At 35.5% G+C, this 14,666-nt stretch carries 17 protein-coding genes and 2 pseudogenes; 11 read left to right on the top strand and 8 right to left on the bottom strand.

The genetic code is table 11. The features are described from left to right. Positions 1-16 precede the first annotated feature (16 nt). Entirely contained in the window at positions 17-367 is a 351-nt protein-coding gene (locus CIB29_RS16820; protein WP_094551652.1) for a hypothetical protein, read from the bottom strand. Between the two features lie 256 nt (positions 368-623). Here CIB29_RS16820 and CIB29_RS16815 point away from each other — a divergent pair, with 256 nt between their 5' ends. The 4 genes from CIB29_RS16815 (at position 624) to CIB29_RS16800 (ending at position 5,602) form a co-directional block, all read left to right on the top strand. Next, entirely contained in the window at positions 624-1,865 is a 1,242-nt protein-coding gene (locus tag CIB29_RS16815; protein WP_094551650.1) for an HD-GYP domain-containing protein, read from the top strand. Between the two features lie 379 nt (positions 1,866-2,244). Next, a complete protein-coding gene (locus tag CIB29_RS16810; protein ID WP_094551648.1) occupies positions 2,245-3,321 on the top strand; it encodes a Fe(3+) ABC transporter substrate-binding protein in 1,077 nt (358 codons plus the stop codon). A 17-nt stretch (positions 3,322-3,338) separates the two neighbouring features. Continuing rightward, the gene (locus tag CIB29_RS16805) at positions 3,339-4,979 is read left to right on the top strand and encodes an ABC transporter permease (RefSeq protein WP_198543957.1); all 1,641 of its coding nucleotides are present in this window, start codon (positions 3,339-3,341) and stop codon (positions 4,977-4,979) included. After that, a complete protein-coding gene (locus CIB29_RS16800) occupies positions 4,976-5,602 on the top strand; it encodes an ABC transporter ATP-binding protein (RefSeq protein ID WP_094551644.1) in 627 nt (208 codons plus the stop codon). Before CIB29_RS16805 ends, CIB29_RS16800 begins: the two co-directional genes overlap by 4 nt. Here CIB29_RS16800 and CIB29_RS16795 read toward each other — a convergent pair. From CIB29_RS16795 to CIB29_RS16785, 5 genes and pseudogenes are all read right to left on the bottom strand, one after another. Beyond that, positions 5,583-5,786 (bottom strand): PAS domain-containing protein, encoded by a 204-nt coding sequence (locus CIB29_RS16795; protein ID WP_198543956.1) that lies wholly within the window; start codon positions 5,784-5,786, stop codon positions 5,583-5,585. The two genes, CIB29_RS16800 and CIB29_RS16795, sit on opposite strands and share 20 nt — an antisense overlap. A gap of 60 nt (positions 5,787-5,846) precedes the next feature. Next, the gene (locus tag CIB29_RS16790; protein ID WP_094551640.1) at positions 5,847-6,536 is read right to left on the bottom strand and encodes a rhomboid family intramembrane serine protease; all 690 of its coding nucleotides are present in this window, start codon (positions 6,534-6,536) and stop codon (positions 5,847-5,849) included. 86 nt (positions 6,537-6,622) lie between these two features. Beyond that, positions 6,623-6,748, bottom strand: a complete 126-nt coding sequence (locus CIB29_RS19535) for a hypothetical protein (protein ID WP_278335874.1) — start codon at positions 6,746-6,748, stop codon at positions 6,623-6,625. A 78-nt stretch (positions 6,749-6,826) separates the two neighbouring features. Further along, the gene (locus tag CIB29_RS18730; RefSeq protein WP_198543978.1) at positions 6,827-6,991 is read right to left on the bottom strand and encodes a hypothetical protein; all 165 of its coding nucleotides are present in this window, start codon (positions 6,989-6,991) and stop codon (positions 6,827-6,829) included. Next, positions 6,982-7,261: pseudogene (locus CIB29_RS16785) on the bottom strand (DUF4320 family protein). The gene CIB29_RS18730 and the pseudogene CIB29_RS16785 overlap by 10 nt, the downstream one beginning before the upstream one ends. Positions 7,262-7,376: 115 nt before the next feature. Here CIB29_RS16785 and CIB29_RS16780 point away from each other — a divergent pair. Beyond that, positions 7,377-7,649, top strand: a complete 273-nt coding sequence (locus CIB29_RS16780; protein ID WP_094551638.1) for an AbrB/MazE/SpoVT family DNA-binding domain-containing protein — start codon at positions 7,377-7,379, stop codon at positions 7,647-7,649. Further along, a complete protein-coding gene (locus tag CIB29_RS16775; RefSeq protein WP_094551636.1) occupies positions 7,633-7,899 on the top strand; it encodes a type II toxin-antitoxin system RelE/ParE family toxin in 267 nt (88 codons plus the stop codon). Before CIB29_RS16780 ends, CIB29_RS16775 begins: the two co-directional genes overlap by 17 nt. Positions 7,900-7,940: 41 nt before the next feature. Here CIB29_RS16775 and CIB29_RS19335 read toward each other — a convergent pair. Further along, a pseudogene (locus CIB29_RS19335) lies at positions 7,941-8,087 on the bottom strand (type II toxin-antitoxin system Phd/YefM family antitoxin); the annotation flags it as partial. A gap of 178 nt (positions 8,088-8,265) precedes the next feature. Between CIB29_RS19335 and CIB29_RS16765 the strand changes: the two are divergent. The 3 genes from CIB29_RS16765 (at position 8,266) to CIB29_RS19330 (ending at position 11,155) form a co-directional block, all read left to right on the top strand. Next, positions 8,266-9,477 (top strand): transposase, encoded by a 1,212-nt coding sequence (locus CIB29_RS16765; protein WP_094551634.1) that lies wholly within the window; start codon positions 8,266-8,268, stop codon positions 9,475-9,477. 242 nt (positions 9,478-9,719) lie between these two features. Then, entirely contained in the window at positions 9,720-10,112 is a 393-nt protein-coding gene (locus tag CIB29_RS19060) for a hypothetical protein (RefSeq protein ID WP_198543955.1), read from the top strand. Between the two features lie 248 nt (positions 10,113-10,360). Next, complete coding sequence (locus CIB29_RS19330; RefSeq protein WP_094551630.1) at positions 10,361-11,155, top strand: transposase; 795 nt, start codon at positions 10,361-10,363, stop codon at positions 11,153-11,155. 421 nt (positions 11,156-11,576) lie between these two features. Here CIB29_RS19330 and CIB29_RS16750 read toward each other — a convergent pair whose 3' ends face one another. Next, the gene (locus CIB29_RS16750) at positions 11,577-12,809 is read right to left on the bottom strand and encodes an IS110 family RNA-guided transposase (protein WP_094551628.1); all 1,233 of its coding nucleotides are present in this window, start codon (positions 12,807-12,809) and stop codon (positions 11,577-11,579) included. Positions 12,810-12,860: 51 nt separating this feature from the next. Here CIB29_RS16750 and CIB29_RS19050 point away from each other — a divergent pair, with 51 nt between their 5' ends. Both CIB29_RS19050 and CIB29_RS16740 read left to right on the top strand, forming a co-directional pair. Next, positions 12,861-13,019, top strand: coding sequence for a hypothetical protein (locus CIB29_RS19050; protein ID WP_198543954.1), 159 nt, complete (start codon positions 12,861-12,863; stop codon positions 13,017-13,019). 208 nt (positions 13,020-13,227) lie between these two features. Next, on the top strand, positions 13,228-14,574 hold the full coding sequence (locus tag CIB29_RS16740; protein WP_094551624.1) for a hypothetical protein: 1,347 nt from the start codon (positions 13,228-13,230) through the stop codon (positions 14,572-14,574). Positions 14,575-14,666: the final 92 nt, after the last annotated feature.

Raw genomic sequence — 14,666 nt, 5'->3', positions numbered from 1 at the left:
TTTTAATATTAGGACATCAATTTATTAATAAATTTCGATAAAAATTCCAAAATTCCTTCTTGTTTTTTTCTATTTTTTCTATAAAGACTCTTTCAATATTCTCAAGAATTTTTGATATAAATCTATCCTTATCTTTTATCCGGCGGTTGACCACCCTGATGATGAAAGCTGCCTTCAGATTTTCTCCATCCACCGCCTTGATACTGCAGCCTTCCGGCCCTTTTTTATCACGATTCCTGCAAATCCGCACGTACTTTATACTTTGGTTGCCTGCCCCAGCGGATTTTCCGAAAATGGGCGCCGTAGTTGCCGCAAATAATTTTTCCACAAAAGGCATACTTGTTGCTGTGCCTGCTGCGTTTTTCATCGGTAACGCCTTTTAGCCTGGGCTTCCGCTCCATTTCCTGTTGCACCTTCTCAAAGGTTTCCTTTATAGACCTTCTTGTATTTGTTCGTTGATTTTATGCTAAACTATCTTTTTACATATAGTAAATATTCGTATATATTGGCAAGTAACAATTCATCAAGAAGAGGAATTTTTAAATTAGTATAGAATAATAAATAATAATGCAAAAGTGAAAGTACCAAAAACTATATTTGAATTATTTAAGGAGGATTCTATAATGGTTAGCGAAAATGATGTTTATCCCATAAAGAATTCAATTCCTAGTAACTATATTCGAAAGCAAATCAAAGATCTTTTGCCCGGTGATATTGTTTTACATCCTATTTATCGATCAGATGGCTTAATGCTAATTAATAAATATAAAAAGCTATCTTCATCACTAATTAAGATAATACATAGACATATTACTCCGGACTTACCAGTTTTGGTTGCTTCATCAGAAAGTGATTATGAAATATTTTTACAAGGCACAGGGTCTTCCAATGCAGAATTTATTGAAAATTTAAGCAATTTAGCGGAGGAGTACAATAGTGTTGCTTCGATAGCAATATCTACGGATTCTTTAATGCAAGAACGCTCGACTGTAGTCGAAACTAACGAAATGGAGCAAAAAACAAATATGCCGTCAGAAAATAACTATTTTATAAAATTATTTTCATCTTCACCTTTATGGATGACTTTCGATAATAGATTGGAATCAGATGTATCCAAAACTAGGGCAGCTAGTATTAAGAATGATTTACTAAATACTCTATCCAGTGATAATATTTTTCTTAAATTATTAAATAAAATTAAAGAATATAATGATGTACTACTAATCCACAGTATAAATACTACTTGTATCTCTCTTATGATTGGACTAGTTTTAGAACTTAATAATGGTGACTTAATTGATTTAGCAATTGCCTCACTATTCTCAAATGTTGGCTTTACAGAGGTCCCTAAAGATAGCTTTAAAGACTACCTACGAGATATTAATAGTCATACGCACCTGTTAAAGAAACATCTTGAACTATTTACAGAGCTAACTTCTGAGTCTATTATGCTTAGAAAAAAGTCAATTATATACGGTATTCTGGATCATCACGAATATTATAATGGTAAAGGCTATCCAAATAGGAAAAAGGGTAATCAAATTAGTCTATTTGGAAGAATACTTTCAATTGCTCAATCCTATGATGAAATGGTAGGAGGATATTTGGATGGTAGGGTACTTTTACCTAGAGAAGCTTTAAAAGTTATTTATGAAAATAAAGATATGAAATTTGATCCAAAGATTTTAAATATTTTTATTTATAGAACTACTTATTATAAGATAGGTGAAACAATATTCCTTTCTAACAATCAAAAAGGTGAAATAATTGGCTTTACAGATTTTTTAGAGTCACCCCACCTTCCAATTGTACGATTAGAAAATGGGAAAATTATCGATCTATCCAAAAATACTTCGTTTTATTAAGCAAAAAATCCCCGGAAGAACTCCGGGGATTTTTTATTTATTTCTTGCAGGGCAACACACGGGGACAGGCAACACACGGGGACAGGTCCTCTGTCTTGTAAAAACCGCACAAGACAGGATGTCCAGTCCCCGAGTCCTGTAACGGTTGTTTAAAGCGTATAGCACCTCAACCCGCGAACAAACCGCCCTGCGCTTTAAACTTCTGTTAATTACAATGAGACCGGCAATAACGAGGACAATAACATCTAAAAAGTTTTTATGATTAATCCCTAGTTTTCTTATAGGTTTACACACAATAGGACTTGACAATTCAAATTTTATGATTATAATTAATATTGATAATGATTATCAAATTCATTTTTTTGGGAGGTACATACATATGAAAGTTTTTAAATCTACTACTCTACTTGCGATGGGTCTATCTGCAATCATGTTATTTACAGGGTGCTCATCTACTTCTGAAAGACCATCAGAAAACAACTCAAAAGCTGATGAAACAAAGCCTAAAGTTGTTAACCTTTATACAGACAGGCATTATGACTCAGATGACAAGCTCTACAGCGCTTTTACAGAGGAAACCGGAATTAAAATAAATGTTGTCAAAGGAAAATCCGACGAGTTAATTGAAAGACTCAAAACTGAAGGTGCAGACACAGAGGCAGATCTACTTATTACAGCAGATGTAGGCCGATTACATAGGGCTAAGGTATCTTCGCTTCTTCAGCCTGTTGACAGCCAGGTACTTAAGACCAACATACCTGAAAACTTAAGAGATAAAGAAAACTACTGGTTTGGATTAACTAAAAGAGCCCGTGTCATCGTTTATGCTAAAGACAGGGTAAAGCCTTCAGAGCTATCTACTTATGAGGATTTGGCAAATCCTAAGTGGAAAGGTAAAATACTGGTCAGGGGTGCAGACAGTGTTTACAACCAGTCGTTACTTGCATCCTTTATCGAGACCATGGGTGAAGAAAATGCTAAGAAATGGGCTTCCGGAATCGTCGCAAACATGGCAAGAGCGCCTAAAGGCGGCGACAGAGATCAGGCAAAAGCAATAGCTGCAGGTGAAGGTGATATTGCAATCATGAATACCTATTACTTTGGCCATATGTTAAATTCATCCGACCCGGAGGAAAAGAAAGCAGCTGAAAAATTGGCAATATTCTTTCCTGACCAAAATGGCACTGGTACACACATCAATGTATCCGGTGCAGGTGTAGTAAAAAGTGCAAAGAATAAGGAAAACACAGTAAAGCTTCTTGAATTCCTGGCAAGTGAGAAGGCTCAGAAGTCCTTTGCAGAAGCCAACTACGAATATCCTGTCCTTAAAAGCGTTGACTCCTCCGACCTCTTGAAGTCATGGGGTTCCTTTAAAGAACAGCCGATAAGTTTGTCAAAGCTGGGTGAACTCAACGAAAAAGCAGTAAAGATTTTGAATGAAGTTGGTTGGAAATAATGAGTATTCAAGGAAAAATGAATATACAAAGAAAAGTCAGTATGCGCTCCGTGCTGGCTTTTCTCTCAATAATAATAATAAACCTACCGATTATAGCCATCGTAAGCAGGGTTAATTTTTCATCAAATAGTAATTGGAAGCATTTTAAGCAATATCTTCTGCCGGATGCAGTCAGCAATACACTTCTTCTAGTTATAATTACATTATTGCTCTCAGGGACTATAGGTGTACTACTAGCTACTGCTGTTGCGCTTTTTGACTTCCCATTGAAGCGTTTTTTTGAGTGGGTTCTTTATATTCCAATAACCATTCCACCCTATATAGCTGCTTACGTTTATGCAGGAATGCTGAGCTATACAGGCGTAATTCAGCGATTATGCAGAGATTGGGACATATCGCTTCAGCCTCAATGGCTGGATATTATGAATATACGAGGTGCAGTTTTTATTTATTCTATCACACTGTACCCTTACATTTATGGAGTAGTGAAATCTTTTTTGGAGAATCACTCTGGAAACTTTATTGATACTGCAAGAGTACTTGGTTACAAACCAATAAAGCTTTTTTTGAAAGTCATTCTCCCTCTGATTCGCATTCCTCTCATTGGTGGATTCATGCTGGTTATGATGGAGGTTGTGAGCGATTATGGCGTCATAAAATACTTTAATATTCAAACAGTGAGCTCCACCATCTTCAATTCATGGTTTGGCATGGGAGAAACAGGAGTTTCTATACGCCTCTCTTTCTATGTAATGATTTTTATAATTGCACTACAGGTAATAGAAGAAATAATGAGGGGAAGAAAAAAATATAATCTAGGCAGCGGACGTGCAAGGCCAATTACTGCAATAAAACTGAAAGGGTTCAAAAGATATGCGATGATTTTCTTTTTAATTCTGTTTATTACTGTTGCATTCCTGATCCCTGTAGGTCAAATGGTGGTCTGGGCAATCCTTGCCTTCCAAAAGGTAAGCCTTGCAAACCTAAGCCAGATAATATTCAACACCTTGCTTTACAGCACTTTGGCTACCATAATCATTCTCATACTCAATATTTTGATTGCTCACAGCCGAAGATGGATGAGTACAAAATCCGGTTTTATTATGAGCAAGCTGACTCAATTAGGCTACTCTATGCCTGGCGCGATCATAGCAATAGGTACTATAACAATTTTCGTTGCCTTTGATGGCTTGTTGCATCCACTGTACCGCTTTTTTGACCCAAATGCTAAAAAGCTGCTGCTTAGTACCAGTGTTACTATGCTTGTGTTTGCATTTGTAGTCCGTTATATGGCTATAGGGTACAATAGTGTAAACTCTGCCTTTGCAAAGGTCGGTCTAAAATATAACGATGCTGCAAGGACTTTAGGAATAAGCAGAACAAAAGCAATGCTGAAGGTTGAGCTTCCCATGCTAAAAAACTCCTTAATCGCCGGTTTTATACTTACGTTTATTGATATCTTAAAGGAGCTTCCACTCACTCTGCTTTTGCGTCCATTTAACTATAATACCCTTGCAAGCAGAGTCTATGAATATGCAAATGACGAAAGAATTCACGAAGCTTCGGTACCCGCACTGATAATTATTTTCTTGAGTATCCTGGCTGTAATATTGCTTGTAAGGATAAATTCCAGAAAAGGAGGGATAAAGAAAAAATGAAACTTGTCATCGAAAACTTAAACTTCAGCTACCATACAAAGGCAGAAAGGATATTTAACGGATTTAGTCTCTCAGTTGAGGAGGGTGAGATTCTAGCTGTTTTAGGAAGCAGCGGTTGTGGAAAAAGCACACTGCTTCGCATAATATCGGGGTTGGAAGAGAACGCGCAAGGAATCATAAGGGTTGGAAATACAATTTTTCAGGACCAGTCAGTCTTTGTACCGGTTGAAAAAAGGAACATAGGGTTTATGTTCCAGGACTACGCCCTTTTCCCTTTTATGACAGTTGAACAAAACATTAGATTCGGTATGAAGAAGCCATGTTCTGAACAGTTACATCAATTGCTGGAGTTAACGCATTTGGAAGGCTTGGAAAAAAGATATCCTCATGAATTGAGCGGAGGCCAACAGCAAAGGACAGCTTTAGCCCGAACCCTTGCTTCAAAGCCAGCGCTTCTTTTAATGGATGAACCCTTTAGCAACCTTGATACAAATCTGGTGGATGAATTACGAAAGGATTTAAAGCAAATTATAAAATCGCAAAAAATCACTACTGTTCTCGTTACACACAATAGAGATGATGCAGACTACTTTGCTGATAAAGTTATACAGCTATCTTCTTAAAGTTTAAGACAGGTATATTGAGTGAATACGTTTTGCCGAGGATGGTTTCTCTTTTTAAGCCGGTCATTTCTTCAAAAGCAGAGTTTGTATCCAGGAAGATATAGTCTACGGCCTCACCCTGCTCATTAAACAATATTTTGTGGTAAGCATAACCAAAGGGTGCCTGCTGCAAAACTTCCTGCATTGAGAAAGATAAATGCAGTTTATAAAAAAATTGAAATATAACTTTTAAAATTCTTTTGTTTTATATATACCTGTAACTTCTTCGTTTTAGGAAAAACTTATGAAGAACTGCTCCTCCAATAAAACCTCCAATATGAGCCCACCATGCAATCCCACCTGCCAATCTACCGTCAAAAAGTGTATATACTGCTCCTGAGTAAATTTGCGTTAAAAACCATACTAAGAGATATATAATTGCTGGAATATCAATAAAAAATGGTATAAAGAATAAAGGTATAAGAGTTACAATACGAGAATATGGGAACATTATAAGATAAGCTCCCATTACACCTGCTATTGCCCCGGAAGCGCCTATTGCAGGCACTGGTGATGTTGCGTTGAATATAAAGTGAGCAAAATTAGCAATTATACCGCATAAAAGGTAGAAGACTAAAAAGCGGGAATGTCCCATCAAATCCTCTACATTATCCCCAAATATCCACAGTGCCCACATGTTACTTATTAGGTGAAACAATCCTCCGTGAAGAAATACACCGGTTATAAGTGGATAATAGCTAAATATTGATACAGGTTGATTCTGTAATAACTCGTTAAATTCTCGTGGAATAAACCCGAAATAACAAACTAATCCGCTCAGTTGATTGTCAGGAATAATAAACTGAAGTAAAAAAACAAATATATTTGCAGTTATAATATAACGTATCATTAAAGGCTTGTGTCTACTTGGTATAGTATCTCTAATTGGTATCATTATGTATCCCCCGACTTTAAATCATTATTATACCAGTCTATTATTCCCGGTAGTGTCAAAAGTTTTTATATCTTAATCGCACGAACTTAAGTATTATCAGTATGTTGAGCCGCTTTTAGTGCATCCCCCCATACATTTTCCCTTTCCATCCTCTTAACTGTAACAAATTGTGCTTTTAAATCTTTGTCAAGCCCGGGCGTAAGCCCGTTCATTTCAGGCTTTACAAAGATTTATAAAGCATAATAGAATTCTAAAAGAGGATGGGTATATCTTAAGTATAGTATTGAAAGCTATCTAACAACAGCATCCCGAACACCGGAAGCAATAATCATCAGCCGCATGTATTCATATGTCCCGCACATAATGAATACTAATGCAAAGGCAACGGCAACCGCCAGCGGAAACGAGGAGCCTTTCTTTTCCTTTATTATACACTTTATTCTATTCATTTCCAATATACTTCCCCCTTTCCACTAGCCTTTGCCGTCAAAGTGATAGGAAAGGAGCCGAAGCACCTGCGCTCTTGCGCTGGTTTCGCTGCCCACACGTCCCGCAATTTCAGCCTCCCTGCACAGTTCATTGGCGAAGGTATCCGGCTGGTTTTTGGCAATGTAGAGAGGGAAAATCTTGACCGCAAGAACAATGACCAGCATTGCGCACAGCACCAGCACCGCCACATCAATGTAGCCTTCGCCATGTTTGGATTGCATGATTTTAATTAACATTATTCACCTCCAGTTTAAAGCGGATAGGTTTCGGGAACGCTATAGTTGACAAATTGCATTACTCATCATATAATGAAATCAGAAAGTATGAATTTCAGAAAAGGAGTTGTTTGCAATGTTGGTAGAGCTTCGTTCCCGTTCCCAAATTACCATTCCTGCTGAAATACTAAAAAAAATAGGGGCTGTAGAAGGCGATAAATTTGAGGTAATTGAAAAAGACGGCGGAATTTTTCTATGCCCGGTGGTTGTCTATCCTAAATCAGAAATGGAGAGGATCGCTAAGCTCATCAAGGATACCGATATTGAATCTCGCAATATTAAGGCTTATGATGATGTTTCCAAGATGTTTAGCGACATGGGTATAAACCTCGATGAAATACAAGATTAAACCTACAAAAACTTTTGAGAAAAACTTCAAAAGATTAACAGCAAAAGAGCAGAAAATCGTAGCAAAGAAACTCATGCTGATGATGGAGAATCCATTCTATCCATCGCTTCGCACCAAAAAAGTGCAAGGCTTTCAAAATTTATTTGAATGCAGTGTGAATATGGATATACGGATTCTCTGGCGGTATGACGGCGAAGATATTATCATTACCCTCGATATCGGCCATCACTCGGTAGTAGATAAGATTTGACGGCAATCTTATGTCTGCCGTTTTTCTTTGCCAAAATACCTTTCTCGCTTTGTGAACGCTTCAATATCCATAACAACCAGGTCGCCCTCACCATTTTTGGTAAGATAGACAGGTTCTCCTGATCTTTTGCACAGCTCCGAAATTTCATTATAGTTTTTTCTGATTGCTGCCGACGGCTTTATATTGATAAATTGTACTCCTTCCGTAGCATTATTTTACTCTTATCATATTTTTATTATACTGAGTTAATTTCATAATTTCTAACCCTTGAAATCAAAGGATTAGAAAAGGTTATAAAAAATAGTTTACCCCAATCCGATAAATAATTCGTCCAAATAATCCACAGAAAGGAGTAAACTACGAATTATGTATCGGCAAACAACATTATTTACTTTAGATCAAATTTTAGAAATTCAACCATTAACAAAATTACAAGCTATTTTAACATTTGTTGATTATTCAATTATGCTTGAAGCTTTTAAAATTGATGCCAGCAAGCGAGGTCCTAAAGGTTTTTCATATTCCAGCTTGCTCAATGCCTTGCTTGCAATGCAGATTGAACAACTTCCTACCGTTAAGGCATTGGTTAAAAGGTTAAAAACCGACCCTGTTTTAAGAGTAACCTGTGGTTTTGATGCTGTTGGTAAAACACCCAGTGCAGCAACTTTTTCAAGATTTATTGAAAAGCTTTCTAAAACAAATGTGCTTGAAAAGACTTTTCACCGAATGGTACGTAGAGCTAAAACCTTGGGACTTATTGATGGTACTCACGTTTCTATTGATGCATCAAAAATTGGTGCTTTTGAGCATGCTATACCAAAATCGAGGATACTGGAAAACAATCCTGAGTTTCCTCACTGGGGTGCCAAGCAAGATACCAACGGTAATATGATAAAATGGTTTGGCTGGAAGATGCACGCCGTAGTTGATACAACAAGCGGTATACCATTAGGGTATATCATAACCCCTGCAAATATAGCAGATATGGTAATGGCAATACCACTCATGAATAAGCTTAAAGAAGATTATGAAAACTTATTCAAACCATCATATTACATTATGGATACAGGCTATGATACACCAGCCATCTATCAGCATGCCATATTGCTTGGTGCTCAAGCCATCATATCCATTAATTGGAGAAATACAAAAATTCCGCCTGAAGGCATCAACTGGGAAGGTCAACTTGTTTGCACCATGAATTTTCCATATGTGAATGGCGGCAATGATAATGGAACCATTCGGTTATTATGTCCTCATACTTGCGGAAAAGCTAATTGTCCTATGGGTTCAAATTGGTGTACCACTGCAAAATCAGGGTATGTGGGCAAGGTTAAAATCAAAGACAATCCAAGGTTTATTTCTTATCCATTACGAGGAACAGAAGCATGGGATAATCTATATGACGAAAGAACATCTGTTGAACGTTTCTTTGGTAATGGAAAAGAAAACTATGCTTTGAATAATCTACGAGTAGCAGGATTAAAAAAAGCAAAAGTATTTGTGGACTTGACCTGCATTGCAATTATTGCTGCAAGAATTGCAAAAGCAGAACAATCAAAAAATATTGCAGCTTAATAATTTAATGATCAAAGAACAGGAGATGATATTTCATTAATTTAGAAACTTCATAATTGTGGATAACTATCTATTGCAGGGATAGTCTACCCTTTTTTGCACATTTTCAGTTATTTTAGCAAATGTTATCCACATTCTTGATTTTTGAATTATGAAATATCCTCAAATTAAAAAAAGTACTATACTTAAATAGTGGTGAAGTTTTCCTAACTAAAGAAAGTGCAGAAAAAATTGAACATGAATTGCTTAGTCTTGGAATAGATACGAACAGTATAAGAATCGATTCTGTCAATGCAGAGTATGATATTGTAAAGGGAAATAAACAATTGGCGCTTTACAACTCACTTTTTTATATGACTATCAATCTATTGTCTTTTTTACTCTGCGTTGTATCGATAGTTACAGTTTTTTTGGAATTGCGAAAAAAAGAATTTGGAGTTTATAAATTAATTGGAAAATATCCAATGAAAGTGATTGGTGGATTTATAATATTAAATTGGCTAAGTACCATCTTTACTGCTTTGGTTGTGAATCCGATTTTATTGCTTTTATTGTTCATCGAAGGAGCTGTACATGGAATTTTGATATCTAAATATATGAGAAACAAGGCAGTATTGGCACTAAAGGGTGAGTAAATGCAAAAGTAGAGGAAAAAAATGAGTCTGATTAAACTTGAAAATGTTTGCAAATCATATAGTAATCAGAAGTTTCGCATCTAAGAAAATAAATAGGGAGTAGGCCTTTGGCATATCAAGGATTAGATGAATTACGATTGAAATATGTAAATTCCGATTTTTACTGGAAAAAATTTAGGGTTTAAAAATAAAAACATCCTTTCTATAATTAAATTTTGCGATAAACCCAATAGAAAGGATGTTTTCAGATGAACAAAAGTTATTTAAAACAAATGCTCTCTTACTTTTCTAAGGTATACCAACTTGGAGAAAAAATCAAGAGGTTAAAAGATGGAAGATTGAGTCCGCAAATTGAAACTTCAACTATCTCATTTATAGTTCTGTTCGCATTTATTTGCAGACTTAGAAGTTTTAATAGATTAGAACATTGGTTGGAAAAAGGAAGATTTAAAAATTTATTTCCAAAGAAAACAAGATTGCCTCATATTGACGCCATTAGGCGTTCCTTAAGTAGCTTTGATATAGACAGTTTACATGATATGCATGATCATATAATAAAAACTATATTTAAAAATAAGGTGTTTAGAAATGGAACAATAGATGATATAAAAGTAGCTGCTATTGATGGAGTTGAAATGACTGGTATGGACATGAAGGTACGATTTATAAGGTTTGTTGAAGAAATCTATGACGTTGAAGATAAAAAAGAATCAAAGGAAGTATGGATTGTAACTACTAACAAAAGTATTTGTGCTGAAACTCTATGGAAGATAATCCATAAAAGATGGGACATTGAAAATAACGTATTTCATCAATTAAAAACAGAATGTCATTTTGATCATTGCTATTTGCATAGCCCTACGGGCATAGAGGCTACAGTTGGTTTTATGATAATAGCTTTTAACTTAACTCAACTATATTTCTTTAGAAATATTAGAGGATTCCGGAAGAAAGATTTTCTGCAAATAGATATAATAGAGGATTTAAAAGACGAAATGTTATTAATCAAGGATTGGGGCAATCCGATTTTTAATAGTGCATAGCCGAAATTAAAATTGGAAATATAGTTTCTTGCTATAATGGGGAGGGGGAAGGTATACCCAAATATCCGGACTACGGCCTTTTTATCTTCCAAAATTACAATAAAATAGAAAACATCAAATTTCCTATAAAGAAAATAGCTTGATTGGAAATTTGATGCAAAATTTGTGTAAATTAATAAAAAATATTGAATATAGTGAAATATATGGTATAATAGTAATTGTTAAGTGCTTAACTATAAAATATTTAAATTTTTAAAAATAAATTTATTGGAATCCAGTGGTAAAAAGTCAAGAGGTGATTGGAAAAAATTTTTGAAAATTTAATAGTTTTTAAGGGGTTTTTGGGACAAAAAGACCATCCTTAATAGACTTACCAAATTTAATTTACAAATATGGTAAGTTATGGAACACCAATTGGAAATTACTTTCCTTTTGGTGGCGTATAAAGCCGGTTGCTATGTAGCAGTGCATAGACAAGCCGGACAAATTTCCTGGCAGTCAAGGCAAGTGCACGTTTATGTGGCGTTTTTGGGGTTTTAGCATACTTTAACTCATAAAAGCGCTTAAACTCGGGATCATTCACTCTCACCTTGTTAGCGGCTTCTATGAGGTAGTATTTAAGGTATCTATTGCCGGAACGTATCATATGGGTATTCTCGGCTTTAAACTGACCCGATTGATGTTCGGACCACGCCAAACTCGCAAATTTAGCCAATGCAGCATGGTTTAGGAAACGCTTAATATTGCCGATTTCAGCTACTATACCAGCTGCATACACAGGTCCTACTCCCTTTATTGACTGTAGTGTATTGGGTATAAGGGCAAACTGTGTTTCAATGGCTTTATCAAGTGTTTCAAGCTGCTTTTTTAAAGCTTTAATGGCTACCAAGGATACAGCAAGCACTTGATTTACAGAGTCATTAACTGTTTTGGGCAGCCTGTAAGAACTTCTGGCAGCTTTCTTGATGGTTTCAGCCAGTTCATGAGGATCGGCAAAATGGCCTTTAGATTTCTTGTTAAGGAATTCAGCCAGTTTGTCCACATCCATATAAGCAATATCATCAACCGAAAAGAAATCCTCAATTATGGCTGTAGATGTAGCTCCAAACTTGTCAGAGAATATGTCTTCCTGAGCAAGGGTGCTGAATTTCAAAAACAGGTTGCTTAAGAACCGGTTCTTTTCCCGAGTTAAGTTTTTGGCCACATGGTAGCGCTCACGGGTAAGCTTTTGCAGGGCATCAAACTTTTCGTCCATGCAAACCTCCTTTGTAATACGTCCAAAACGGAGATTGTCAGCAATAACCCAAGCATCTACCCAGTCATTCTTTGGCAGTTCAGGATAAGCCTTTTTGAAGTTTGCAACCTGTTTGGGGTTAAGAACATGAATCCTTGGATTTAGAGCCTTGATTGATGGTTCTTGCCTTAGGAAATAGACAAGAGGATGACCATAGACTGAAGTGGCTTCCAAACCAATTACAAGGGAATCAAATTTGTTCTTACCCATGACTCCGGTAATTTTTTCAGAGAGGGATTTGGCACCGGGATGATTATTTGGGACAGAAAACCTTGTAATTTCAGCACCATCTAAATGGAGCAGCTGAACTTTATTATCCTTGCAACTTACATCAATGCCAACAAATAAGGAACTAGGCAAAGCAAACACCTCCTTTCAGAGCAAAGAGTATGAAAGCCATTGATTTAACCAATGCCCAGGTGCCTGATGCATCAACACCCTCGCCATAAGAATCCGCCCTGGAAACCAACTGTGCATGAATCTCCCGACTGCCATAAAGGAGAAAGAGGAAGCCAGGTAAACAACCAGTGGTTCGAAGATAACACCAGGCCAGGGGAACAGACTCCCTAAGAAGTAACCACATGGGTTCGACAAGGTAAAACAAAACTATCCTCAATGGCTGATACCATTGTACCATGGGCATTGAAAATATTAAATTATCAATGTTCATGAAAATTTCCAGTGAGTTTTTGGAAATAAAGGTCGAATTATTAGGGTTTGTAACTGGAAATTTCTTAACTTAAACCCTCCAAACACTATTATACGAGGTAATATCTATATGAAAAAAATATTATCAAGTATTTTTATATTTGTTACTGCTATATCGTTAGTATCTATTTGTGCTTTTGCTAATGATAGTGATATTAATAAAGGTACCACCATTGACAACATAACAAGAGATTTAAAAAGTGCTAAATTGTTAAAAGAGAGTGATGTAATAAAAATTGCTAAATATCATATTAATAATTATCTAAAAAATGATATTCAAACAAAAGGAAAAGAAATAGTAGCGTCTAGAGATTTTATTAATTTGTATGATATAAATGACAATCTTTTTGCATATATTGTTCCGCTAATTGAAAAAGGTAATGGAGAAATTGGCTATATTACTGTAGGTGCAATTGAAGATGGATATAATGTATATGAAATATTTATTGATAGTAATATAGTTAGTAAGATTAAAGCAAGTTTAAATGAACAGAGTAGGTTTAAGGAAAGTAAACTTGTATTTATTCCTCCAGTTTCTTATATAATTAAAGCGAATGAAGGAAAAAATATTAAGTATTTTGATATTTCTAAAAAAAATGAGCCATCTTATATGGATATAACAAATACTATTGATAACAATGTTGACAAAATCAGAAAACGTTATAATAAAATTAGGAATAATAGAAATAAAGTTCAACTCCAAAATATTTTAAAAAATAGTAATACAGAAAATTTAAATATTCAAACATCACAAATTAATTATGAATCAAGTGTAGATGAGGAGGATGTCAGGCTTGTAAATGAAGCAAAAGGTAAATTTGTCCCCGTTACTTATGGAAGTACAACTTATTATGGTGGCAGTCAGATGTGGTGGCCTGATGGTAGCACCAAAGAAACACGAGGTTGTGGGCCTACTGCAGCAGCAAATATAACCTGTTATTTAGCAAAGAAGGATAGCAGTAAATACGGGAAATTATATTCTCCTTCAAGTATGTCTCGAGCTGATTTTTTAAAACATATGGATACATTATATAGTTATATAAATCCTGGGATTTTAGGGGAAACATCTTTGGAGAATTTTACAAGTAATATTGAAAAATATGCTTCCGATAAAGGGGTCTCATTGAAGCGAGTGATAAGTAGCGCATCATTTACTTTAGATAATACAGCAACTTATATTAAAAACGGATTGAATAGTGATTGCCCTGTTGCCATTTTAAATCTTACACTGCCTGGAGGCGATTATGAATATGCATGGCATTGGATGACAATAACAAAATACTTTAGGGATGTTAATGATAATAGATGGATTGCTGTATCTAGTTGGGGAAAAAGATATAGTATTAATTATAGGACAGCATTCGATGCTATGGATGGTGATGGAGACCTAGGCGGTGGATTAATGTATTTCAAATAAAATATTTTGAATTACTATGATTTGATTTAAATAGTGCTATGTAATAAATATTCATAGCACTATTTAAAAACTAAATTATATTAAAAGAAAGG

This window comes from Petroclostridium xylanilyticum (assembly GCF_002252565.1).
Lineage (GTDB): Bacteria > Bacillota > Clostridia > SK-Y3 > SK-Y3 > Petroclostridium > Petroclostridium xylanilyticum.
The sequence above is the reverse complement of the archived record's forward strand: the minus strand, read 5'-3'. Positions and strand labels throughout refer to the sequence as shown.